The 24,997-nt window shown below is 39.0% G+C and carries 22 protein-coding genes and 1 pseudogene; 11 read left to right on the top strand and 12 right to left on the bottom strand.

The annotated features are described in order from the left end of the window. The first annotated feature begins 2 nt into the window (after positions 1–2). Both ACFIME_RS02520 and ACFIME_RS02515 read left to right on the top strand, forming a co-directional pair. On the top strand, positions 3–665 hold the full coding sequence (locus ACFIME_RS02520; protein WP_375684429.1) for a thiamine phosphate synthase: 663 nt from the start codon (positions 3–5) through the stop codon (positions 663–665). A 310-nt stretch (positions 666–975) separates the two neighbouring features. Beyond that, a complete protein-coding gene (locus ACFIME_RS02515) occupies positions 976–1,752 on the top strand; it encodes a TIR domain-containing protein (RefSeq protein ID WP_375684428.1) in 777 nt (258 codons plus the stop codon). Between the two features lie 306 nt (positions 1,753–2,058). On the opposite strand, the gene ACFIME_RS02510 is transcribed toward ACFIME_RS02515, so the two are convergent. Beyond that, complete coding sequence (locus ACFIME_RS02510; RefSeq protein WP_375684427.1) at positions 2,059–2,304, bottom strand: type II toxin-antitoxin system RelE/ParE family toxin; 246 nt, start codon at positions 2,302–2,304, stop codon at positions 2,059–2,061. Between the two features lie 15 nt (positions 2,305–2,319). Next, a complete protein-coding gene (locus tag ACFIME_RS02505; protein WP_375609414.1) occupies positions 2,320–2,508 on the bottom strand; it encodes an antitoxin in 189 nt (62 codons plus the stop codon). 498 nt (positions 2,509–3,006) lie between these two features. On the opposite strand from ACFIME_RS02505, the gene ACFIME_RS02500 reads away from it, so the two are divergent. The 8 genes from ACFIME_RS02500 to ACFIME_RS02465 all read left to right on the top strand — a co-directional run bounded on the left by ACFIME_RS02500 (position 3,007) and on the right by ACFIME_RS02465 (position 9,625). Then, positions 3,007–3,372 (top strand): helix-turn-helix domain-containing protein, encoded by a 366-nt coding sequence (locus ACFIME_RS02500; RefSeq protein ID WP_375684426.1) that lies wholly within the window; start codon positions 3,007–3,009, stop codon positions 3,370–3,372. A 370-nt stretch (positions 3,373–3,742) separates the two neighbouring features. Then, a complete protein-coding gene (locus tag ACFIME_RS02495) occupies positions 3,743–4,108 on the top strand; it encodes a helix-turn-helix domain-containing protein (RefSeq protein WP_375649886.1) in 366 nt (121 codons plus the stop codon). A gap of 364 nt (positions 4,109–4,472) precedes the next feature. After that, on the top strand, positions 4,473–5,516 hold the full coding sequence (locus ACFIME_RS02490; RefSeq protein ID WP_375611748.1) for a tetratricopeptide repeat protein: 1,044 nt from the start codon (positions 4,473–4,475) through the stop codon (positions 5,514–5,516). A gap of 166 nt (positions 5,517–5,682) precedes the next feature. Beyond that, entirely contained in the window at positions 5,683–6,051 is a 369-nt protein-coding gene (locus tag ACFIME_RS02485) for a helix-turn-helix domain-containing protein (RefSeq protein ID WP_375638272.1), read from the top strand. Between the two features lie 628 nt (positions 6,052–6,679). Beyond that, positions 6,680–7,078, top strand: a complete 399-nt coding sequence (locus tag ACFIME_RS02480) for a hypothetical protein (protein WP_375611747.1) — start codon at positions 6,680–6,682, stop codon at positions 7,076–7,078. 339 nt (positions 7,079–7,417) lie between these two features. After that, a complete protein-coding gene (locus tag ACFIME_RS02475) occupies positions 7,418–7,816 on the top strand; it encodes a helix-turn-helix domain-containing protein (RefSeq protein ID WP_375611779.1) in 399 nt (132 codons plus the stop codon). A gap of 430 nt (positions 7,817–8,246) precedes the next feature. After that, positions 8,247–8,822, top strand: coding sequence for an elongation factor P (gene efp, locus ACFIME_RS02470; RefSeq protein WP_015856958.1), 576 nt, complete (start codon positions 8,247–8,249; stop codon positions 8,820–8,822). An 11-nt stretch (positions 8,823–8,833) separates the two neighbouring features. Then, the gene (locus ACFIME_RS02465) at positions 8,834–9,625 is read left to right on the top strand and encodes an inositol monophosphatase family protein (protein WP_375676983.1); all 792 of its coding nucleotides are present in this window, start codon (positions 8,834–8,836) and stop codon (positions 9,623–9,625) included. A gap of 762 nt (positions 9,626–10,387) precedes the next feature. Here the strand turns inward: ACFIME_RS02465 and ACFIME_RS02460 are convergent. The 5 genes and pseudogenes from ACFIME_RS02460 to rpmE all read right to left on the bottom strand — a co-directional run bounded on the left by ACFIME_RS02460 (position 10,388) and on the right by rpmE (position 13,667). Next, positions 10,388–10,762, bottom strand: a complete 375-nt coding sequence (locus tag ACFIME_RS02460) for a hypothetical protein (RefSeq protein ID WP_375633436.1) — start codon at positions 10,760–10,762, stop codon at positions 10,388–10,390. Between the two features lie 26 nt (positions 10,763–10,788). Further along, on the bottom strand, positions 10,789–11,550 hold the full coding sequence (locus tag ACFIME_RS02455) for a hypothetical protein (RefSeq protein WP_375633437.1): 762 nt from the start codon (positions 11,548–11,550) through the stop codon (positions 10,789–10,791). A gap of 948 nt (positions 11,551–12,498) precedes the next feature. After that, positions 12,499–12,745 (bottom strand): annotated as a pseudogene (locus ACFIME_RS02450) (ABC transporter); the annotation flags it as partial. A 98-nt stretch (positions 12,746–12,843) separates the two neighbouring features. Beyond that, positions 12,844–13,158, bottom strand: coding sequence for an ATP-binding cassette domain-containing protein (locus ACFIME_RS02445; RefSeq protein WP_375633438.1), 315 nt, complete (start codon positions 13,156–13,158; stop codon positions 12,844–12,846). Positions 13,159–13,445: 287 nt separating this feature from the next. Continuing rightward, the gene (gene rpmE, locus ACFIME_RS02440; RefSeq protein ID WP_005774581.1) at positions 13,446–13,667 is read right to left on the bottom strand and encodes a 50S ribosomal protein L31; all 222 of its coding nucleotides are present in this window, start codon (positions 13,665–13,667) and stop codon (positions 13,446–13,448) included. Between the two features lie 186 nt (positions 13,668–13,853). Here rpmE and ACFIME_RS02435 point away from each other — a divergent pair, with 186 nt between their 5' ends. After that, positions 13,854–15,644 carry an ABC transporter transmembrane domain-containing protein gene (locus tag ACFIME_RS02435; protein WP_375684425.1) on the top strand — a complete coding sequence of 597 codons (1,791 nt, stop codon included), beginning with the start codon at positions 13,854–13,856 and terminating at the stop codon, positions 15,642–15,644. A 1,980-nt stretch (positions 15,645–17,624) separates the two neighbouring features. Here the strand turns inward: ACFIME_RS02435 and ACFIME_RS02430 are convergent. From ACFIME_RS02430 to tkt, 5 genes are all read right to left on the bottom strand, one after another. Next, positions 17,625–17,963: a hypothetical protein gene (locus tag ACFIME_RS02430; RefSeq protein ID WP_375636490.1), complete on the bottom strand. Its 339-nt coding sequence runs from the start codon at positions 17,961–17,963 to the stop codon at positions 17,625–17,627. A 755-nt stretch (positions 17,964–18,718) separates the two neighbouring features. Further along, positions 18,719–19,750: a class I fructose-bisphosphate aldolase gene (locus tag ACFIME_RS02425; RefSeq protein WP_375684424.1), complete on the bottom strand. Its 1,032-nt coding sequence runs from the start codon at positions 19,748–19,750 to the stop codon at positions 18,719–18,721. Positions 19,751–19,858: 108 nt separating this feature from the next. Beyond that, the gene (locus ACFIME_RS02420) at positions 19,859–21,052 is read right to left on the bottom strand and encodes a phosphoglycerate kinase (protein ID WP_375684433.1); all 1,194 of its coding nucleotides are present in this window, start codon (positions 21,050–21,052) and stop codon (positions 19,859–19,861) included. A gap of 511 nt (positions 21,053–21,563) precedes the next feature. Next, positions 21,564–22,571 carry a type I glyceraldehyde-3-phosphate dehydrogenase gene (gene gap, locus ACFIME_RS02415; protein WP_375617854.1) on the bottom strand — a complete coding sequence of 336 codons (1,008 nt, stop codon included), beginning with the start codon at positions 22,569–22,571 and terminating at the stop codon, positions 21,564–21,566. Positions 22,572–22,751: 180 nt separating this feature from the next. Continuing rightward, positions 22,752–24,758: a transketolase gene (gene tkt / locus ACFIME_RS02410; RefSeq protein ID WP_375662195.1), complete on the bottom strand. Its 2,007-nt coding sequence runs from the start codon at positions 24,756–24,758 to the stop codon at positions 22,752–22,754. Between the last annotated feature and the right edge of the window lie 239 nt (positions 24,759–24,997).

Here is a 24,997-nt window from a genome sequence, read left to right as displayed (position 1 = left end):
ACATGACAGAACAAAAAAATAAACCAATTGATCCACCTCTTTTCCCTCAGTTGATTTTAACACTCGATGTTCGGCGCAACACCCCACAAACATTTTTGCAGCAAATTTTGCAAACAAAGTCTTTTGCATGCGTCATCCTCTATGATTCTGAAAAGTTGAAAGATGATGGCTCTTTTTTACAACAACAAGCGCAAACTTACGCAGAAGATATTCAACATCATGACGCAGCCCTTCTCATCGCTGATGAAAGCCGCATTGCTGGGCGCATAAAGGCTGATGGATTGCACATAGAAGATGATCTTAACGCTCTTGAAAGCTTCAAAAATCAGCAAAAGGAACAAAAAATCATAGGCTTTGGCAATTTACGCAATCGCCATAGTGCTATGCTTGCAGCGGAAACAGGTGTTGATTACCTGTTCTTTGGAAAACTCGGGGCTGATAAAAAACCCCATGCGCACCCCCGCAATCTACAGTTAGCAACATGGTGGGCAGAAATTATGCAAACCCCCGCCATTATCCAAGCAGGAAGCGATTTTTCAACCTTTGATGAAGTCTTAAAGACTGGATGTGAATTCATTGCTGTAGAAGAAGTCATTTTGGGGAACGACAACCCCTTAATACTGCTTAAAACAATGCAAGAAAAATGTGAGAAAACCCCCTTGTAATATAGGAGGAGAATTTATAAATAAAACGTTAATAAAAATCCAAACACTCACCACTATATTACTTATATAGAACACACAATAACAGATAAAGAGGATACCTCGAAACTCAATAAAATTGCTTAATAATTCAATCAAATTGATGAAAAACCTATCGTCTTGTTTTCATATAATATATAGAAAAAAGGATCATAAAAACTTTCTCGTTCGATGTCTTATAAAGACAAAGCATTATGATTGGGGAAAATGGTCATTTTCAATATTGGTACTGAATACCAATAGCTGACGATACAAATATGCAGGGGACATAAAAATGCAATATAGCGGAACACTTGAAGATCTTACAAACATAATTTGCAAAGCTGGATATCAAATCATAGAAAGTAAATTACTAAAACATGATTCCCCTGAAATATATCAGATCAAAACCTCCGAAGGAGGCATTATTAATTGGTATAAAAGCACAGGAAAACTTCAAGTTCAAGGCAAAGAAAACATAAAACAAAAGTTAATAGAAGATTTAGCAAAGCATCTAGAAGAAACATCAACAATTCCTTCCTCAAAAACGGCCTCCAATACCTCAAATAAAAAAATCTTTATCGTTCATGGTCATGATTGTTATGCCTTAACGGAACTTGAAAATGCTCTTCTCAAGCTTGATCTCGAACCATACATTTTACAAAATACGAGTGGTAATGGTTTAACCATCATTCAAACTTTGAAAAAAGAAATTTGTAACGGTTCTATAAAATTTGGTATTGTACTCCTCACGCATGATGACATGGGTTATGCTATATCTCAAGATGAAGAAAAAATTCAACCCCGTGCACGACAAAAGGTTGAAGAAAAAATTCAACCCCGTGCACGACAAAACGTTATTTTCGAAATGGGTATGTTAGCTGCCGCGCTTCCTCTTGAGAGGATTGCTATTCTACAAAAAGAAGGCATTGAAATGCCTTCAGATGTTGGTGGAGTTTACTACCTTTCTTTTAAAGAGCAGGTAAAAGAAACATTTCCCAAACTTATTAAGCGCTTACAAGAAGCTGATTTCTCTTTTAATATAAATGAAATTACTCATGCATTAAATTAAATTTGAATAATGCTTCCCTTTAACTTTTAAAGCGCACGCCCAAAACCAAAAGACACCCCACCACATTCCACAGACACACACATCCTATAGGCTCAAAGAAACGATCCACCCCCCACCCTTCTTCAAACAGCAAGCGATTGTGCAAATTTTAGTGAAGAGACCGCGTGTGAATTCATTACCGTGGAAGAAATCATTTTAGTCTCTTTGATAAACGCGGGGCTGTTGTCATGATTTTGGTAATTGTTCCAGAAAGATTTAAGAGACAGATAGCCTCTGATTAGATTAAAGAAAAATAGGAAATTCACGTCAGGCATGTACTACAGCTACAATTTCGATTTGATGTGCAGCTACTCGATACAATATAAGGTAATTTGGATGCGCTACAATTTCTCGTAATCCTAATACCTTCTCACTCTGTCTGTATAAATATGGATGTTCAGCCAATGGCAGTAAGGATGCTTCCAAAAACCTTTTCATTCGGCGCGCAGCAGATGGATTTTCGCGAGCAATATAAGTTAAAATCTGACGCAAATTGTCGCGCGCCGAAGACAACCAAAACCGGAAGCATCACTTTTTCTGTTCAGCTTCAAGCTGACTGATTATAACTTCCATTTCAGCCATAACCTCATCATGCGGAATAGGAGGATATGGATTTGCAAGACTTCTCGCTACCTTATCGCGCAGCCATGCAGTGTAGCTGCTTTCCTGTTCAACGGTTTCGAACTCTGAAATTAGCGGAGAAAGGGTGGTCTTCATAATATATGTCCTTTCTATTCCTGAGTATTGAAGATAATTACTCTTGGCTATGTTGTCAATATTAGCGAATTGAAAATGTTTAACTTTTAAGCGTCCAAAGTTCTTTTGATCTTAAAACTTAAGGCTTTTTAACCCTCTCAAAAAACACGGGGGCTGATGTCATGATTTTGACAATCATTCCAGAGAGATTTAAGAAGCAGATAACCTCTCATAAAAAAACAAATTTTGTAAGTAAAAAACTATTTTTATTGTAAATTTTCTGAAATTACTTTATGAATTAAAAGATGTTTTGGTCGCATACGCAACGACCAAAAGGGGCCTTGAAAACCCTAAGTTCTAGCGTAAAGATGAATCCACTTTGTGGGTATCCCGGAATTCCGGGAGTTTTTGCTATGTCCAGGTGCTTTAAGCACTAAAAGCAAAAAAAGCTGATTAGATTTCAGTACTTTCAAGCTCCCGGAATACTCATGCGAGGGCGCTCGCAACCGGCGGGGAAAAATGCAATCTCAAAATCTTAATATTGATCTTTTTATTGGCAAAAAAATTCGTTTGAGACGAAAAATGCTAAAAATGTCTCAAACAACTTTAGGGCACGCTTTAGGCGTCAGCTTCCAACAAATTCAAAAATATGAAAAAGGCTTAAATCGTGTCAGCGCAGGGCGTTTAATGGAAACTTCTGATATTTTGAATGTTCCCATTGCCTTTTTTTATGCCGATATCATTACAAAACACCAGCCCCCGTATCATCATGATGAAATCGCATCAAGCACAGAGGAATACCTGCTGCTCAAAAGATTTAGAGTTCTAACAACGGTAAAAAAGAAAGCCTTTTTACAGCTGATCTCTGATGAGAATGCAAGCTAACATCACGCGATAGTGTGTGCTATTCAAAGTCCCCTTTGTGAACACTTTATTGCTTGAATGCAAAACATGCCACCCCTCCATTTTAAGAAACGACACGTTAAGAGACACTATTTTAATTTTTATTGTAAATTTCCTAAAATTACTTTATGAATTAGAAGATGTTTTGGTCGCATACGCAACGATCAATAGGGCCTTGAAAACCCGAAAACTCAAACATGAATTTATCCCACTTTGTGGGTATCCCGGAATTCCGGGAGTTTTTGCTATGTCCAGGTGCTTTAAGCACTAAAAGCAAAAAGGCTGATTTGAGTTCAGTATTTTCAAGCTCCCGGAATACTCATGCGAGGGCGCTCGCAACCGGCGGGGAAAAATGCAATCTCAAAATCTTAATATTGATCTTTTTATTGGCAAAAAAATTCGTTTGAGACGAAAAATGCTAAAAATGTCTCAAACAACTTTAGGGCACGCTTTAGGCGTAAGCTTCCAACAAATTCAAAAATATGAAAACGGCTTAAATCGTGTCAGCGCAGGGCGTTTAATGGAAATTTCTGATATTTTGAATGTTCCCATTGCCTTTTTTTATGCCGATATCATTACAAAACACCAGCCCCCATACCACCATGAAGAAATTGCATCAAGCACAGAGGAATACCTGCTGCTCAAAAGATTTAGAGTTCTAACAACGGTAAAAAAGAAAGCCTTTTTACAGCTGATCTCTGATGAGAATGCAAGCTAACATCACACGGATAGCGTGCGCTATTCATAAGCATTCATACGTATTTTAAAAAGCAACCTCCATTGTAAGCATTTTTTCATTTTATGGGGATAAGCCATTGATATAATAGAAGATAAGCATCTTTACATACGATAACCCCTCATCATTATTATTTTTAACAGGACTGTATTATTTTTAACAGAACTGTTTTAAACAGTCTGTCTCTCGTCGACATTTATGCTACTTTTTTAACTTACCCAATCCTACCTTGAACCAAGACGAAAAACTGAGAGATAAAAAGTAATATAGAAATGAAATTCTTATACGGCTTGTAATGATGAAAAAAAAATGTGAAAATTCTGATCGGTAATGAGGAGAAAACACCATGATCAAGAGAAGCGTGAAGCTGCTCATCTTAGGCGTGATTGGGCTTGCAAGTTCTGCTGTAAGTTCAGCGGGAAACACTGAAGAAATCTCAAATTCTGAAAGCTCTTTCAATACGATTCAAGAAGCTTCAAACACTCAAGAACCCTTTCAGCCCTTAAAAGCTGGAGACTATGACCAAGCCTATGACTATTACATCCAAGGTTATTATTTAAAAGCTTTTCGTGAAGCACTCCGACGTGCTGAAAAAAATGATCCTTTTGCACAAACTCTTCTTGCCCGAATTTATATGGAAGGATGTGCTGTTCCTATTGACGGTGCGCGTGCTGCTTTATGGTTTGAACGCGCTGCAAAACAGGGGGAACCCCAAGCACAACTACGCTATGGACTTATGTTGTTCGATGGTAACTTTATAAAACAAAATCAAGAACTTGGTGCGCAATTCATTCAAAAAGCTGTCAAAGCAGGCGTCAAGGAAGCCTATTTTTATTATGGACAACTGCTTCTTTATAAAGCCTCACAGGAAAAACAAGCTCTCCCCGGTGTTTCTTCCCAAAGTCGTGAAAATGAAGCAATAGAGCAAGCCTTAAAATGGTACTTAAAAGGTGCTGCTCTTGGGGATGCTGAAGCGGCTTTTTCTGCTGCAAAAATTCTTTCCTTAGGCACATTAAAGCGACCAAAGGATGATCGCAATGCCCGCAAGCTCATGGAGGTAGCGGCTCAAAACAACCACTTAAAAGCTCAACTTCATTTAGCACAATGGCTTGTACAGGGGCGTGGAGGAGAAACAGATTTTCAGCGTGCTTTTCATTTACTTCAAAGAAATGCTATCAACATGGTAGCACCAGCACAGATTTCCCTTGCAAGGCTTTATCGAGATGGCACAGGAACAAAAGGCGATATAATAATGGCAGCGGCATGGTATATGCTCGCAAAGGAGGCAAAAATGCAAGCTCCTGATCTTGAAATAATGCTCCAAGGCATGGATAAGGCACAACTAGAAAAAGCGCACAAAGAAGCAATAAAGCTCCTTCCTGTTTTTTAAAATACTCCTCTCTGCATCAAAAAGATAAAATTTATAGAAATTCCGGGAGATTTTGCTCTGTCTAGGTGCTTTAAGCACTAAAAGCAAAAAGGCTGATTCGGATTCAGTATTTTCAAACTCTCGGAATACCAACGCGAGGGCGCTCGCAACCGGCGGGGGCTTTAAAATGCGAGCCAAAAATCTTGATAACGACATTTTCATTGGCAAAAAAATTCGTTTGAGACGAAAAATGCTAAAAATGTCTCAAAAAACATTAGGTCAACATTTAGGTGTTACTTTCCAACAAATCCAGAAATATGAAAACGGCTTAAATCGTGTCAGCGCAGGGCGTTTAAAAGAAATTGCCGATATCTTAAATGTTCCACTTGTCTTTTTCTATGCGGATATCTTAACAAAACAACAGCCCCCGTACTCTCATGATGAAATCGCATCAAGTACAGAGGAATACCTACTGCTCAAAAGATTTAGAGTTCTAACCTCGATAAAACAAAGAGCCATTTTACAATTACTCTCTGATCAAAATGAAAGCTTTTAACATCATAATATAGGGCGCTACACTCTCTGTTCTTGACTTGCCTCCCACCCCTCAAAGGACAGAAGCCCCTTCCCTATCCGGTTGGGAAACAATCCGTCTTCTCAGAACAGAACTCTTTTAGCTTCCCATTTTATGTGGTTCATTTCACAAAATTATCCGGACAAGCTCCCCCCTCAAATATTCACCACACACTCTCATAAAAACATCACATGTGCAAAGTTTTATGTCTTATAGCACCACACCTCAAACGACAGTATTTTACAGCAAACAGAATAAGCATTCATACGTATTAAAAAAAAGATAGCCCTCAAAAAGCAATGCTTGAAAATTTTTTTGATCGATCTGGAACAGAACCTAACGCATCATTTTATAGATAGAGGACATGATCTTAACATGCAAACGCAAAAAATTGCTTTTTTATCATAATCACTAAAAGCAGCAGTTTATTAAAATATACGCCACCAGAAGCACTTCAAGCAGCCTTTACAGCTGAAACCATTATTCATTGATTAATTAACCGATTGATTAGATACCGATATGTTGTTAATGTGCTATAAGTAAAGTTGCTCTTATTTCTGGAAGAGGAGCTTCGCAAATAAAGAGCAACAATAAGTAAGGGGAATTAAAGATGTTAAAATATTTATTGCTGTCACCGGTTGTGTTGGTGGCTGGTTGCGCATCTGTAGGCAATTATTCATCAAATTATGTTGATCAAAGTCTTACAAAGCGTCAGGCACAATTAGTTGCTAACAAATTTATTAGCGGTAACAAAGGGTTTTTACCACCAGCTACAACCACACTTCTTATAAAGAAAAATAATACAGCAGACAGCTTTACTCCTTTATTTATCAATCTGTTGCGACGGAATGGATATAATGTGATCTATACAGATCAACCTCAAAAGCAACAAAACATGGGTGTGAATTTGAGTTATAGAATAAGATTAAATAGTAGCACTATAGTGTCTCTTTTTCAGTATAACGTGAACGGAGAGCCGCGTTCTTATATAAATACTCAGCCCAGATGAACCCGCTATTTAATGTAAACATACTCTATATTTTACACGTAAAGACTTAAAAGCTCTTGCGAAAGGCAAAGAGATTTGCACCTCAATAAAAAACCTCATTTTTAGCCAGAGTGGATAAATTTTATTATAGATTGTGACAATACAAAATAGTGTAAATTATAGCTTTGAGATTTAAGAAAAGAAGAATACTAAAAATAATGAAAATGCCCCACACCCTAGTGAATTGTTACGCGAAGATGTAAATGCAAAACTTGGACTATCTGTGATTGAAGCAGCTGAAGAGTTTTCTATATCCCGTGTAGCATTTTCTAGGGTTTTGGTAAAAATCCTTATAACGACATTTTCAGCGGCAAATTCATTGGCAAAAAAATTCGTTTGAGACGAAAAATGTTGAAGATGTCTCAAAAAACATTAGGTCAACATTTAGGTGTTACTTTCCAACAAATCCAGAAATATGAAAACGGCTTAAATCGTGTCAGCGCAGAGCGTTTAAAAGAAATAGCCGATATCCTAAATGCTCCACTTGTCTTTTTCTATGCTGATATCTTAACAAAACAACAGCCCCCGTACTCTCATGATGAAATCGCATCAAGTACAGAAAAATACCTGCTTTTAAAAAAATTTAGAGTCCTGACCTCGATAAAACAGAAAGCCTTTTTACAGCTGATCTCTGATAAGAATACAAACGAACACCCCGCGATAACACACACCACGCTCTATCCCATGAGACACTCATAATAAACTCCGTATTCACATATTCTTAATTAAAAACACCTCATGGTTTTAGGGAACTTATATCATTACCATCAATTATATCATTGCCATCAATGATGATATTTTACGACACAACGGGATAAATTTCCCCAAAAATTCTAAAAAATTTTTGTGCAAATTTTTAAAAAGCTTGCGTCTGAGCGCTTTTTATGGTCTTGCAAAGAACTGAAAAGCAAAAATACATAAAGGTCCTTTTTTACTTAAGCTTTTCTCTTTGCAAAAAGCAGGAGAAAGCCCATAAAGAGCACACAGGACCATGAGAGAGCCGCAAGGTTAATAAAAGGGATTTTAGCCCGAAAATAACAAAAGAGCTTGACTGTTAAAGGCAGCAAAGAAAAGCGCCATAAAAACAACAAGAGAGTTCTTTTTGCAAGAATAGAATTGGATAGAAACGATGAAAATTAATGGCAATGAAATTCGCCCTGGTAATGTGATCGAACATCAAGGAAGCTTATGGGTTGCTGTTAAATGCAACGCTGTAAAACCAGGAAAAGGTGGTGCATTTAACCAAGTTGAAATGAAAAATTTGATTGATGGTACAAAACTTAATGAGCGATTTCGCGCTGCTGAGACAGTCGAACGCGTGCGCCTTGAACAAAAAGATTTCACCTTTCTTTATCAACAAGGGGATGCTTTGGTCTTTATGGATTCAGAATCTTATGAACAACTAGAACTTCAAAAGGATTTTGTTGGTGAACGTGCTGCTTTTCTCCAAGATGGGATGACAGTTACAGTTGAACTTTATCAAGAAAAGCCTATTGGCATCTCACTTCCTGATCAAGTTGCTGTCACGATTGCAGAAGCCGACCCTGCCATCAAAGGACAAACGGTTACCTCCTCTTATAAACCCGCCATTCTTGAAAACGGGATTCGTATTCTTGTTCCCCCCTTTATGAATGCTGGTGAACGTATCATTGTAGACACCAATGAGTTGATTTATTTGCGTCGTGCAAATGAAAAAGATAAATAAAGGAATAAACAATGGCCCATTCTGCAGTCATGAATGTCATGGTGCAAGCTGCAATGAAAGCAGGACGCTCGTTGGTACGTGATTACGGTGAAGTGCAAAATTTGCAAGTGTCTTTGAAAGGACCTGCAGATTATGTCAGCCAAGCAGATCGCAAAGCGGAAAAAATTATTTTCAATGAACTAAGCAAGGCGCGCCCCAAATTTGGTTTTCTGATGGAAGAGTCTGAAGAAATCATTGGAGAAGATTCACAACACCGTTTTATTGTTGACCCTTTAGATGGCACTACAAATTTTCTCCATGGCATTCCTTTTTTTGCTGTTTCCATTGCCTTAGAAAGCCAAGGAAAAATCGTTGGTGGTGTCATTTACAATCCCGTGAGTGATGAACTCTTCACCGCAGAACGCGGGTGTGGTGCTTTTTTTAATGACCGCCGCTGTCGCGTTTCTGCTCGACGCAGACTAGAAGATTGTGTCATTGCCACAGGAATGCCTCATTTTGGTCGCCCAAATCATGGAACCTACCTTATTGAATTACGTAATGTGATGGCAGAGGTTGCCGGACTTCGCCGTTTTGGTGCTGCTGCTCTTGATTTAGCTTATGTGGCTGCTGGAAGAACCGATGGCTTTTGGGAAGATAACCTGCAAATTTGGGATATGGCTGCTGGAATACTGATTGTTCGTGAAGCCGGTGGTTTTGTCACCGATAAAGAAGGCGGCAACAATATATTTCGCAAAAAAAATATCATTGCCGGCAATGAACACATTCGCCTAAAATTAGAAAGAGTTCTCAAAAAAGGCATTTAGACCTCATAGTAAGCTCTCAAAAGGACATCTTTTTAAAAGACAATACGAGTCCCTCTGAATACTCCTCATCACGCAACCTATCTCATCAAATTACACAATATGATGAAAAAATTCAGAAAATTGTGATGAGAGAGCTTATAAAACTTCGCTTATCTTAGCGCTGCCACTCTTGATTTAGCTTATCCGTTAGTCGAGCCGAGAGCTTTTGGAAAAACAATCTAAAAATTTGCAACAGAACACCCCGTATACAAAGGTTCACAAAACCATCACCAACGATCAAGCCCCCAAAAAAACCTAAAAATACAATTACAGTCTAGCCAATATTATTGACACTGTTGTTTCCTCAATTCCTCTGCAAACAAACCAGAAAACAAAAAGAACCATAAAAACAAAACGCTCTCAAAAACAACAAATACACCTGCTGCAAAAACCTCCCCTACTCTTCTTAAGAAATCACCCTTACACAACGCAAAAAGATTGGCTCCCAAAGCCTGCCCTCTCCTCTCCCATAAGAACTGTCACTATGCCTCTCAAGAGTTTTTACCACTGCATAGCAACAGAAATTTCAGCAAATCCACTGCACTCCACCCTCCCCCTTCATTTAATCGTTATCCAAAATGCCGATGAAATTCGCACGAAATTTGTAGTAACAAAAATCCTTTTTCTCAAAAATCGCCGCCTGCATTTCCCTCTTTAACTGTTCTTGATTATCTTTAACTACCTCTTCTAGGGCATTTACCTTCTCCTCATCAAAGATAATCTTTAATTTTTTTGTGAATCTCCTATTCCAACGAGCTGCTCCCCAAAAATCAACCGGTTATCACATTTCTCATTTGATGATTTCAACCATCTTCTAGCACCTGATGCGTAAGCCTTTTTAAACGTTAGAGTCCCTTCAACAATGGAAGAATCTGGTCCCATACTTGCATCATTATCTTTACACGTATTGATTGTATCTTTAACTATGGTATAAGAGCACCCCTTATCAAAAGCCATATAGCCCTTTTTTACTGTTTTAATGAGCTTCTTATAGTAAATAAAAGTCTCTCTCACCTTTTTATAACCATCGGAAATATCACACAATAACAACAGCACATCCTTTTTACAACATAGTAACGGTGCACATTGATCAGACAAAAAATTCCTGTGCTCTAACATTTTCTCTATCTCTTTATGTCTGGAATTATAGATATGTTGTCCCACAAAGTATCTGCAAATTTTTGCTTTTCATTCTTCTTTTTAGATAGTTTTTCTTTTTGCTGTTTGCATTCAGCTATAATCACATCATCAAGAACGTACAACAACCAATGAAGCAATAACATTGTAGGTTTATAATATTCTTTATTTGTATGAGTATTAACAAATCCTTTCAGAGAAATTCCATTCTCTTCCATGAATTTTCCTGCTTTTACATAATATTGCTCAAAAAGTGTTGTATTCAAAAGATTATATATTTTTTCAATCTGCTCATCAGTCAGTTCTGTTTCGAGTGCCTCCTTATACAATAAAGACAATTCTCTCTCCCCTTGCGCACAAATATTCTTTACCAATGAAGGTCTGTTCCCATGAGCTTTCATGCCTGCTCTAGGATTTTTTATCTCTAGTATATCCCTTTCCCATTGCCTTACTCCCTCATCCCATTGCTCAACCCACTCCTTTGATATTTTTTGCGTTTTTTCAAAAAGCCTTTGTTCCCCTTCTGCAATAATCTTTTCATATATCTCGCACCCTCGAACTTTCTGTTCAAATTGTTCAGTTAATTGCTTGTTACGATAATTTACAAATGCCAGCATTACAGCCACCCCACAAAGCACTATTACCATTGCTACAATTAAAAAAGCCTCCTTTGAAAATCCCCAAAAAACCACAGCTGCTTCAAGGTGTATACAAGCATAAAGATGAATCCTACAATCTTCACCGCCCATTTAAAAATGAACTTGATGGTGACTATCATTCGGGAGTTATTAGTTTCTTCCTTTATCGGATTATCAATTACCTCTTTTATTTCTTCATCCATTATTTCCCTCTTTTTGTTTGTGTAACCTTCCCATCGACTTCTCGGTATTGTGTCATTATGTGTATATGCGATTCACGGGATACCACATATTATGTTTTAACAAAATTAGTATACAAAATATAGATAGTTGTATTGATAAATGCAAACGATTTGTATTTTATTATACTGCTATTGTGTTTTATACGCTTTAAAGAAAAGCCTTTTAAAACCTCACAATGCATGATCTATGAAATATGGGAAAAAATACTAAAAATCTTAACACAGCAAAACATAGCTGCGTGCCCTCTTAGCTCTGTTTTGTAAAATCGATAAAAAACATCTCTCAGCCCATTTATCGGCTCTTTTTCCATAAGCCGGCACCATCACACATTTTGCCACCCTCTAATATTGCTACAGCCCTTAAAACTTGAGAGGATTCATAAGAAGCATTGTTCTTTCTCAAGTGTTTTACACCATACAGACTTCCCCGCTTGATATATGTAAGAGACATGATTTTATTGGTTCATCATACATAGGTTTGAAATAAGAAAATTTATAATTTTAGAAGCTCTCATCCAACGTGCAAAACAATGAATTATCCTTATAAATCAACGTGACAGTGCTGTTATGAAGAGAACTCCTTGCTCATCTTAATAGTCCATAGCGATTTAACTGGATATCGTTTTATATTTTGTACACAGATGAAGTATTTTTATAAAAATGCTTCATCTTGCGCAGAAAAAAGAACAGCCCGTTAAAAAAGAAAAGCATCTCAATGCTTGCCTTTCTTTCTTCCATGAGAGTTTCAAATTGATAAGCCTGTCTGAAAAGAGTGCTGTTTACGCCCTTAAAGATACTGCTCTTGTATCAAGATTACTTACTCAGATGAGAATTGCAGTTTAGCCAAATGCGCATAAACATTATTTTTTATAATGAATTGTGTGTTCCTTCTTCCACAAAAGCGCCTTTATCCATCACGAGAATACGATCAGCTTTTAAAATTGTTGCCAAACGATGTGCAATGACCAGGATTTAGGATTTTGTATCAATCCTTCTAAGATATCTTGCACCAACTTTTCACTGTTTGCATCTAAAGCAAATGTTATTTCATCAAGTAGCAACATTTTGATTTATAATAATAATTCATTGTTTTATATGTTGAATGAGAATCCCGAATACCGTAGGATTCTCTCATTTCAAACCATGTTTCATGGTGAACCAATCAAAACCATGCCTTTTGCACTTTACAAGTGGGGAGAGCCCGCGTGCATAAAAAACTATTAAGAAAGAACTTAAAATGCCTATAATAAATTATCTCAAGTGCCAAGGGCTGTAGCAACATCCACGAGTTGGCAAATATAATGATGGTGCCGGCTTGCAACAAGAGGGCTGCATTCCTTAAAATCGCCAGTGCAATACCAATGCGTTGTTTTTGCCCCCCAGAAAGCATGGTACCACGTTCTTCTACTTGCGTATTCAAGCCATCTGGTAAAGCTTGAATAAATTCAAATGCATTGGCAGCTTTAGAAGCGGCCAAAATTTCCTCTCCATGGGTATGTTCAGTTCCAAAAAAAGAAGAAAAGTTTACAATTATTTTATTTCAAGTCTTTATACTCTAGGGAAGAAAGGATTTATGCATATATTCAAAATGATTTTTGAATTTAAAAACGCAACCACAATGATTTATAAGTGTTTAAGACCCATCTGTTTATGTCGGATGCGTTTTTGAATTAATATTTAAAGTGCACTCTTTGATAGGATAAAAAATCCATCCATTTGCAATCGATTTGTTTAAAACCTTTGTACCCCATAAAAAGGAGGCTTTTACATGCCAATATTACCAAAACGATTTTTGAATTTAGAAAGACGACCACCGCGATCTACGAGTGTTTGGGAGCCACCTGTCCATGCCGGATGCGTTCTTGGATCAATATCTAGATTAAGAGTATCTCCTTCTTTTCCCCAAGTAGAGCGCGTCGTATATTGGGTTCCATCCGTCATAACAACGGTAATTTTATGATAATTGGGGTGAATATTCGCTTTCATGCGTCAAACCTTTTGCGTTTATAGAATGAAATAGCACTTATTTGTTTTTTTAAGTGCACTTCCTTTGTCTTTTTGATACATTGATTAAAGTATTTATTCCTATAACTGAGCACGCATCAAAAAACAAGTGTTCAAGATACATCATTGTATCAAGTGTTACAAATCCAATACAGTGAGCAAAATTTTATGACATTACGTTCTCGTTCAGAAAAATCGACAAAGTCTTACCCTAAGAAATCTTCATTCTCTTCGCTTGCAATTTTTTTTCCCTATATTTTGCGCTATCGTTGGTTGTTTATCTTTGCTTTTCTAGCGTTATCTGTTGCTGCTCTTGTCACATTAGCTTTGCCTGTGGCTATCCGCCAAATGTTTGATCATGGGTTTTCTACTTCAAGCCATGGACATATCAATTTTTACTTTGGAATTTTGTTTATCTTAGCCTTGTTTCTCGCATTTGCTTCAGCAGCCCGTTATTACTGTGTTATCACCTTAGGAGAACGGATTGTTGCCGATTTACGGCGTGATGTGTTTGTCCATATTATGAAACTTTCTCCTGCTTTTTTTGATCGGTCACATTCAGGAGAGATTGTTTCAAGGCTTCTAACAGATACCACACAAATAAAATTAGCTGTGGGCTCTACCGCCTCTACCGCCTTGCGTCAGCTGATTATCGTGATCGGAGCCGTCGTAATGATGGTGATCACCAATGCTAAATTGTCTTTGTTGGTTTTAGCGGCTATTCCTGTTGTGGCCATTCCCTTGGTAGTCTTTGGACGTAAAGTTCGCTCTCGCACCCGCGCGGCGCAAGATCGTCTCGCAGATGCCAATGCTGTTGCTACAGAGCAGGTAAGTGCTATTCGCACTGTGCAAGCTTTTACCGCTGAAAAACTCGTTACAATACGTTTTTCACAATTGATAGAACGTGCTTTTCAAACAGCACGTGCTTCTGTAATCTTGCGCTCCTTTTTTACGGGGTTTGCAATTTTTTTGGTTTTTAGCAGTGTGGTTGCTGTTTTATGGATTGGATCGCGTGATGTTTTGAATGGAACGATGACAGGGGGAACCTTAGGGCAATTTGTCCTTTATGCGGTTTTTGGAGCTTCTACTTTTGCGCAATTATCGGAACTGGGAGCAGAATTAATCCAAGCAGCAGGCGCTGCTGAACGGCTTGCCGAATTGTTACAAGAACAACCTACTATTGTAGCTCCTAAAAATGCTTTATCATTGGCGCAACCTGTTCGAGGTGAACTTGTTTTTGATCAGGTTGATTTTACCTATCCTTCTAGACCACAAGAGAAAGTTTTACGCTCGCTTTCATTTTCTGTAAAAGCAGGCGAAACGGTTGCTTTTGTTGGGGCTTCCGGAGCAGGAAAAAGCAGTATTTTTTCTTTGATCCTTCGTTTTTATGATCCAATAAGTGGAACAATTCGGTTGGATGGCATGGAAATTAATCGCCTTTCTTTACAAGATTTACGCAGTGCAATTTCCTATGTTCCACAAGATGTCGCCATTTTTGATGGAACATTGCGTGATAATATTATTTTTGGAACTGAAAATACCCATGAAGAGGAAATCCTTGTTGCCGCTAAAGCGGCTAATGCACTTGAATTTATTCAAGCTTTACCAGATGGCTTGAATACGCAAGTAGGAGAACGCGGTACCATGCTTTCTGGGGGACAAAAACAACGCATTGGTATTGCGCGGGCAATTTTAAGAAATGCACCCCTCTTGCTGCTTGATGAAGCAACATCTGCTTTAGATGCAAACAGTGAAAAGTTGGTGCAAGACGCTTTAGAAGGATTGATGCAAAATCGTACAACCTTGGTCATTGCACATCGTTTAGCAACAATTTTAAAAGCAGATCGTATTCTTGTGATGGATAAAGGCGCCCTTGTTGAAGAAGGAACGCATGCTGAACTTGTGGCAAAAAATGGCGTTTACGCTTACCTCGCAAAACTCCAATTTTCACCTGAGTAAGTGATCATGATACAAGAGCCGTATCTTTAAAGGCATAAACAGCACTTTTTTCAGACAGGCTTATCAATTTAAATCTCTCATGGAAAAAAGAAAGGCAAGCATTGAGATGTTTTTCTTTTTTCTGCGCAAGATAGAGCATTTTTATAAAGACACTTCTGTGTACAGAATGTAAAATGATACCAAGTTAATCTCTATGGACTATTAAGATGAGCAAGGAGTTCTCTTCATAACAGCGCCATAACGGTGATTTATAAGGATAATTCATTGTTTTTCATGAAAGATCATAAATACCATAGGATTTTCTCATGTCAAACCCTCATAGTAAGTCAAACAAAATCTCTTGCTTGCTCATCACAAGCAGAGTTGGCGTGTGAAGTGAAACGGTACAAGAAAGGAATAAAATACCTCTCTTGCCCCTTACGTTCTAAGGGCTGTCAAAACATTGGGGCGCTGACAAAAGAGTATACGCTGGCAAAAAGTATAATAGGTGCTCGCTTGCTTGAGACCCTTATGCGGCTCACACTTGATAGGGTTCTAGGGACACAAGCTCTATCCTAAAGACTGACCACACTCTTTAAAAAAACTAAATATTAAAAATTTGCCCTCTCTCACCGCTCTAAACAATAGTGTTTACCGAAAATCATGACAAATTGTAATTCACAAATACACTTCTCTATTGCAAGAGTATCCTTTTATTCTCTTTCAAAAACACGAACACTTTTTGAATATTGTTTACAGATCCGTCTTATTGAAAAAGAGCAAAGATTTTTTTAGCACTTTTGGGCTTCTTATAACTTTTGTGTGAGAGCACATGAGAAACAGCGTTTATAATAAACTGGCTTTTGGCAAAATCGTAAAATTTTATCAAATTTATTGTTTGTAAATATCACCACGACCACTGTTCTGCTCTTGCAGACACGCAACCTCAAAACGACGTTCTCTTTACTCACAAATCGTCTCTCCAGCTCTCTCTTTCAGTCATAGCCCATAAAAATAAGGATAGAGTACTTCGATTAAACACCATCTTCTCACCCCCTCCAAGCCCCATATATTTTACAGCTCTCAATTTTATAGCACCCCCTGTCGTGCTTTAAGAAGGCATTTTAACGATGATAAGAACATGTACAAAGAGGATATATCTTTAGGGTCTTTATGTTTTAAAGCTTGCACTAAATCATAATTTTTTTGTATAGCGAGCTAAGCGTATGCAGAACTGACACCCTAACCATTTCAAACCATTCAGCTGTTTCAGGAACAGATAAGCCAAGTTTTACGATTATATCTTCAACCACGAATTCACCGAAGTACGGAGGATTTTCATCATTTTTTAGCGCTCCCTCTTCAGTGATCCTCTAGATAATTAACTCATTCAGCATCTATACCAGAAAAGCGAAATATTACATGCTAATTTTCCTTTACATTCATTAGCCAAGCCCCCTCAAAATAACCTTTTAGTGAATAGAGCTAAAAGGATAAGTCTTCAAAACCATTTGGTGATATAGCTATATCAAGAGCACCTAAAATACGACTTAGTTGCTCAATATAGGCGATTTTCCCCTTTTTATCGTATCAGTCTTGTAGAAGACTTTAAGTCTTTTATGCTTAAATCAAAAAATTATAATTGGATTATATTGCATAAAGATGCTTTTTCTCATTTTTCCATTTAACACACGATAAGTTACCATTTAGGCACGATGAGAAGCTTGCCCTTTATATCATGATTTCAGAACCGCATGAGAAGAATAAAAGATGATGTGGCTTAATAAGAGAGTTTGTTCATAAGCCGTTTGGGTATCTTAAGGTCAAGGATGCCGATAGGCGCAACTTGTAAAGGGTTGCCTTGAGGCTTAAGGACCCAAGGCTTGTTAGTCCCTTCATTAAAAGCGGGTCTGATGTCATTATTTTGGAGAGCGATTATTAAGAATTTGAGAGGCAGACAGCCTCTCATTTTGATTTGTATGCAAACAAAGTGCACTCTATTTATTCAGGAAGAATAAGAATATACCCAGGAGGTGCTAAACGGAATAAGAGAGCGTCGTAACCCCACGCAGCAGACAGGAAGCAAATAGAAGAAACGCCTTCAAGAATTGTTAAGAATAATGCGTACGATATAGCGGCTTCATCTGCTGCTTCGCGGCGTTCTATAAGATATCCGAAAAAAAATAAAAAGCACCCTATTCCACTCACCGACCCAAAGACTTTTAATGCGGTATGAACCGGCCCACGTATGTTGAGCAAGATAATAAAAATTATGAAAGTAAATACTGTAAAGATCCCTTCGAATACCCCACGCACCATATTGCACAATTTTCGCATCATAATTGCAGAAAAGCTCTGTTCTGCGTATCGATTTTTTCTTTTGATGCTTGTATTCTTAGAAGATATACTGTTATTCTTAGAAGATATACCGTCCACAACTCCCCCCGTTTTAAGCCAAGATGCTATGAAGTTAGTTACTTTCAATTATATCATCAAAAAATACAAGAAAAATTTATCCATTTTAACGAAAAAATAGGTGTTTTATTGAGGTGCAAATCTATTTTCTTTCGCAAGAGTTATTCAATTCGTTCGCCAATAGAAAACTACCCCCATTGAAGAGGAAGCTATCCTGACGCAGAAAAGCTTCATAAGCTGTATTCCAATCCGCTCAGAAATCGCAACTTTCTAATCTACCCGCTTAATCCACCTTTGAAACTGCAATCAAATAAATTCTGCCGATGACAAGTAATGATAACATGAAAAAGAAAAAATATCATAATATCAAACTCTTCAATACAGTATGAGCTTTATGATTTTCACTCAAGAAGTAAGTGCCCACCCATGAACGACACCATACTAAAGTGCTGTGCATTCACAAATTTCCTAGCATTATCTCCCCTTCTCGAAATTGCACCTCTCCCGCAATCTTATCTCTCGATAGCACCCATTAAAGACTTTTAAAAGGTCCAAGGAAAAAACTCTCTGAGAAAGCTTTCAAGCCTAAAATGCCCCCGCCATTCTTATCATGATGAGGGCGCAAAAAATCACGCAGAAACATGAAAAATCTCTCCGCATTTAAAAACAGAGCTTGTCCTTCAAGCGCACGCTTTTTCTTGTTCTTTTGTCCATTGTCCCAAAGCCGCAAGATGGTTCATCCGAGCGCGATGACGAAATGCCTTCTGTGCAACAGCAATATTTTCATCTTTTCCTGCCCATGCTTTTAAGGCAGCTGCTTGCAATGCTCGTCCATAGGAAAAGGTCAATTTCCAAGGCAATACGCCCAAAGAATTCATAGCAGATAAATGCGCCGTTGCTTCCTGATCAGACTGCCCTCCAGAAAGAAAAGCAATTCCTGGAACAGCGGCAGGAACAGTCTGTTTAAGCACTTGGACGGTCTTTTCAGCAACTTCTTCAACAGAAGCCTTGCGAGCATCCTTTCCATCAATCACCATATTGGGCTTTAAAATCATCCCCTCCAAAAGAACACGAGCTTCAAACAATTCTTTAAAGACAGCCTGCAAAACAGTGCGTGTCACCTCAAAGCAGCGTGTAATTGAATGCCCACACGATGGTCCATCCATCAACACTTCCGGCTCAACAATGGGCACAATATTGAACTCCTGACATAAGGCAGCATAGCGCGCAAGAGCTTGTGCATTTTGTCTTATGGCGCCTCTTGTTGGCAAAGTGTGTTCATCAATAGCAATTACCGCACGCCATTTAGCAAAACGTGCTCCCAAAGCATAATAATCTTTTAGCCGCTCACGAAGACCATCCAACCCTTCGGTAATTGTCTCTTGGGGAAAAGCAGCCAAGGGTTTTGCACCGGTATCAACTTTAATCCCTGACAAAGCGCCTGAATCCCGAATAAGATCCGTCAACATTTTCCCAGTTGATGCTTTTTGCCGAATGGTTTCATCAAATAAAATAACCCCAGAGATAGCGTTTTCCATCGCTTCTTTTGTACTAAAAAGCATTTCACGATAAGCACGGCGCTTATCTTCATTGGATTCAACACCAATGCTTTCAAAACGCTTTCCAATGGTCGCCGTACTTTCATCTGCCGCCAAAATACCTTTACCCGCATGCACCAAAGCAAGTGCAATATCTTCAAGCCGTTCATTCATAAAAAATTCCTCTTTATTTTGTCTTAATTTCTAAAAATGCGCAACACTATCAAAACACTCTACACGACCGTATAGTTTTTCTTTAACCTTCCCCTCCAAAGAAGCCCTTTAAGCCTGCATAAGGGAAAGAATACCAGGAAGAACCTTACCTTCCATCCATTCCAAAAAAGCTCCTCCAGCAGTCGAAAGATAAGTAAAATCATTGGCAACACCGGCATGATTAAGGGCAAAAACCGTATCGCCCCCTCCCGCAATTGAAACCAACTTTCCCGTCAAACTACGTTCTGCTGCATGGCGTGCAACGGCAATGGTTCCCTTATCAAAGGGAGGCATCTCAAAAACACCAAGGGGTCCATTCCACACAAGAGTAGCAGCTTCATCTATCGCAGCATTGATATGCGCAATAGAGCGCGTCCCAATATCCAATATCATGCCATCTTGTGGAATATCTTCAATGTCATAAAGACGATGCGGTGCATCTTTTTCAAAACGAAATCCAACGACAGCATCCTGAGGGAGCAAAAGCGTACAGTGACACTCTTGCGCTTTTTTAATGATTTTTTTTATCGTTTCCATCAATGCATGTTCACACAGTGATTTCCCTACATGGATACCTTGCGCTGCTAAAAAACTGTTAGCCATCCCCCCACCAATAATTAAGGAGTCAACTTTTTCCACCAAATGATTGAGCACAAAAAGCTTACTAGAAACCTTTGCTCCTCCCACAAGGGCAACCACAGGACGTGCTGGATTGCCAAGTCCTTTTTCTAATGCCTGCAATTCACCTTGCAAAGAGCGTCCTGCATAAGAAGGCAACAAATGCGTTATTCCCTCCACCGAAGCATGGGCACGATGAGAAACTGAAAAAGCATCATTAACATAGAGATCTCCATTATGAGCCAAAGCTTCTGCAAAAGAACAATCATTCTTTTCTTCACCAGCATAAAAACGAACATTTTCAAGCAGTAAAACACCACCATTTTGTAATGACTCAACTGCAACCTGCACCGCCGAACCGATACAGTCCGGAGCAAAAGCAACCGGCTGATTAATGATCTTTTCCAACACTTGCACAACAGGACGGAGTGAAAACTCTTGCTCTACCTTTCCTTTGGGGCGACCACAATGAGAAAGCAGAATAAGTTTAGCACCACACTTTTGCAGCTCAACGAGTGTCTCTTTATGCCGCTCTAAGCGTGTCGTATCACAGACCTTACCCTGCGCCATTGGCACATTAAAATCCACCCGCACAAGAACACGTTTTCCAGTGACATCAACATCATCAAGTGTACGAAACCTCATCACTGCTTCCTCTTCACTTTCCATTGTTTCAAATAAAAACGCATCCAACAACCCTGCCCACTTTTCTTTCCACTTATCCCCTCTTTGCTTTTACAAGAGATCCACGACAGCCTATCTCTCACCCTTTGTTTGAAAAGCCAAAGCTTTTATCGTCAAATGTACAAAAGCCCACCATTGCTCTTAATCTTCATATTCCATTGTGGCAAACAAATGTATTGGCTCAATTTGATCTCTATTAAAGCTTCCTTTTACTTCTAGGCAAAAGAGTTTACATCTCCTGTTTCCTAACATTTTCTCAAAAGGTATCTCGTTCAGATCTTACTTTTTCAAAGTTTACTCTTTCATTCATCTTTTAAAACCACGTATTGACCCAGTATTAAAACAAAATACATCATCAATGTTTCAATAGCCTCTTCTCTCTAGCGCATGAGAACAACAGCCTCTATCTGTTTTTCTCAAAATTGCACAAAAATGAGACTTTTCCCTATAAAAAGAGGACCCTGAGGTCCTCTTATATTGTCTTAGCAAAAGCCACTGCCGTATCACTCATACGGTTAGAAAAGCCCCATTCATTATCATACCAAACCAGAACGCGACAGAGCTTACCATCAATCACTTTGGTTTGATCATTGTGGAAAATAGCTGAATGAGGATTATGATTAAAATCACAACTCACAAGTTTCTCTTCTGTATAATCCAAAATGCCCTTCAAAGGACCTTGTGCAGCAATAGCAATGGCTGTATTAATTTCTTCGATTGTTGTGGAACGCTTAGCGATAAATGTCAAATCAACCACAGAAACATTAGGGGTTGGAACACGAATCGATACACCATCAAGCAATCCCTTTAATTCTGGCAAGACCAATCCCACAGCTTTTGCCGCTCCTGTTGAGGTAGGAATCATAGAAAGAGCTGCCGCACGTGCACGATAAAGGTCCCGATGCATTGTATCCAACACAGGTTGATCACCCGTATAAGAATGGATTGTTGTCATAAAGCCCTTTTCAATGCCCACTGTGTTGTGTAAAACTTGTGCAACAGGCGCCAAACAATTGGTTGTACAAGAAGCATTTGAAACAACGCGATGCTCGCTGCTTAAAGATTGATGATTAACCCCATAGACGACCGTAAGATCTGCTCCTTCAGAAGGCGCAGAAATAAGAACACGCTTTGCCCCCGCATCTAAATGAGCACTTGCTTTATCACGCGCAGTAAAAATACCCGTACATTCCAAAGCAATATCGATATCCAAATCTTTCCAAGGCAATTGAGCAGGATCACGCTCTGCGCATACCTTTATTAAACCACCTCCCACATCAATAGCATCCCCTATCACCTTAACGATACCAGGAAAACGCCCATGAACTGAATCATAGCGTAATAAATGGGCATTTGTTTCCACCGATCCCAAATCATTAATTGCAACCACTTCAATATCTTGTCGTCCACTTTCCACAAGTGCACGTAAAATATTGCGACCAATACGACCAAACCCATTAATTGCAACACGAACTGTCATTTCACATGTTTCCTCATAAATTTTTTAAGCACAACATTTAAAACACAATAAATGGGTATTTCACCAATCCCAAATCATTAATTCCCACATTGTCAATATCTTGATCACTCACTCACTTATCCACAATAATGCACAAAATATGATGCCCTAAAACCACCCCATTCATGACAACACAAGCTGTCACTTTGTCTTTTCTTCTTTGATCTTTTCCAGCTCTTTTTCAACGGTGGCAACGACATTTTCCCAAGTAATACCAAAATGCGCATAAAGGGCATCAATTGTTCCACTTGCCCCAAAGCCCTCCATACCAATAAACACACCATCACAGCCAATAAAACGGTCCCATCCTTGGGCGACGGCAGCTTCAATGGCAACTTTAATCGGTGCATCTCCAATGAGAGCACGCTGATAGGAGAGAGATTGTTGAGAAAAAAGTTCAAAACAAGGCACAGAAACCACACGCGTTGGGATGCCTTTTTCTTCTAACACCGCATGTGCCTCCACTGCAATTTGCAATTCTGAACCAGAAGCAAACAGCGTCACTTGTGCATCATCGCTAGCTGTTAGGAATTCATAAGCACCAAGCATACAGAGATTTTCTTCTTCATACTCCTGACGCAAAAGCGGTAGATTTTGTCGACTCAAAGCCAAGGTAGAAGGTGTCCCGCGTGCTTTCAAAGCCAATTGCCAACACTCGACTGTCTCCATAGCATCGGCAGGACGGAACACAAAATGATTAGGCATTGCACGCAGGCAAGCCAAATGCTCTACGGGTTGATGGGTCGGACCATCCTCACCAAGACCAATAGAATCATGAGTCATGACATAAATCACCCGCAACCCCATGAGAGAAGACAAACGCATAGCAGGACGCATATAGTCAGAAAAGCATAAAAAGGTTCCCCCATAAGGAATAAAGCCGCCATAAAGGGCAAGACCATTCATCACAGCTCCCATTGCATGTTCGCGAATTCCATAATGCAGATAGCGCCCTGAAAAATCTTCAGCAGAGATACTTTTCATCTGGCTGCTTTTTGTATTATTAGATCCGGTTAAATCAGCCGAACCACCAATAGTTTCAGTAACGACTTCATTAATCACTTCAAGAGCCATTTCCGAAGCTTTACGCGTAGCAACAACAGGGCGCTCTTCAACGAGTTTTTGTTTATAAGTATCAATAGCGCCATCAAATCCGCCCACGAGATCACCCCGCATCAATCTTTCGAACTCCACACGCTCTGAGACAGGAAGATCAGCAAATTTTTCTTCCCATTTTTGGCGTTTTTTAGCAGCATTGAGACTAGCCAAGCGCCAATTATCGAGAATATCGGCTGGAATAACGAAAGGCTCAGCATCCCACCCTAACGCGATACGGGTTTCAGTGATTTCTCGTGCGCCCAAAGGGGCTCCGTGAACTTTATTGGTACCCGCTTTATTGGGTGCTCCAAAACCAATTGTTGTTTTACAAGCGATCAAAGTTGGTTTATCGGAATTTTGTGCCGCCTCAATAGCCCGCGCAATTGCTGCTTGATCATGCCCATTGACTTTATGTGTCTCCCAACCAGATGCCTTAAAACGCGCAATCTGATCTGTACTGTCAGCAAGGGAAATCTCTCCATCGATAGAAATATTATTATCGTCCCACAACACAATAAGCTTATTGAGTTTCAAATGACCAGCAAGGGAAATCGCTTCTTGAGATATCCCTTCCATAAGGCATCCATCGCCCACCAACGCATAAGTGTAATGATTGATGAGATCACCAAAACGGGCATTTTGCAAACGCTCTCCAAGAGCCATCCCCACGGCATTAGCCAACCCTTGTCCAAGAGGACCAGTCGTTGTTTCGATTCCTGCCACATGCCCATATTCTGGATGCCCAGCAAGCTTTGCTCCTAATTGGCGAAAATTTTTGAGATCTTCAAGAGAGAGATCCTCATAACCAGAAAGATACAAGAGAGCATAAAGCAACATAGACCCATGTCCTGCTGATAACACAAAACGATCACGGTTAGGCCAGCGAGGTTTTTTGGGGTCATGAGCAAGGAATCTTGTATAAAGAACCGTAGCAATATCGGCTGCTCCCATTGGCAAGCCCGGATGACCAGAATTTGCTTTTTCAATCGCATCAATAGCAAGAAAACGGATAGCATTGGCCATCTGATTCTGTTGGTGGGTGTTTGTCATGAATAATCGACCATTTCGTTAAATACGTTATTCTGTTGCTTTTTCCGTATTCTCTTAAAATTCTCAAGAAATACTATTTTCTAACCATTAGCGTGAGACTTTTTGCCACCACTTCAATAATATTAATAACATTCCCCTCACGCATCCTGTATATCCATGTCATTTATGCCAATACGCGCAAAAAATCCAGCTTTTAATTTATATCTATCCCCTGCTTTGCTTGCTAAAATATCCTACAT

This window comes from Bartonella sp. AP1QHHD (assembly GCF_042196265.1).
GTDB lineage: Bacteria > Pseudomonadota > Alphaproteobacteria > Rhizobiales > Rhizobiaceae > Bartonella.
The sequence above is the reverse complement of the archived record's forward strand: the minus strand, read 5'-3'. Positions and strand labels throughout refer to the sequence as shown.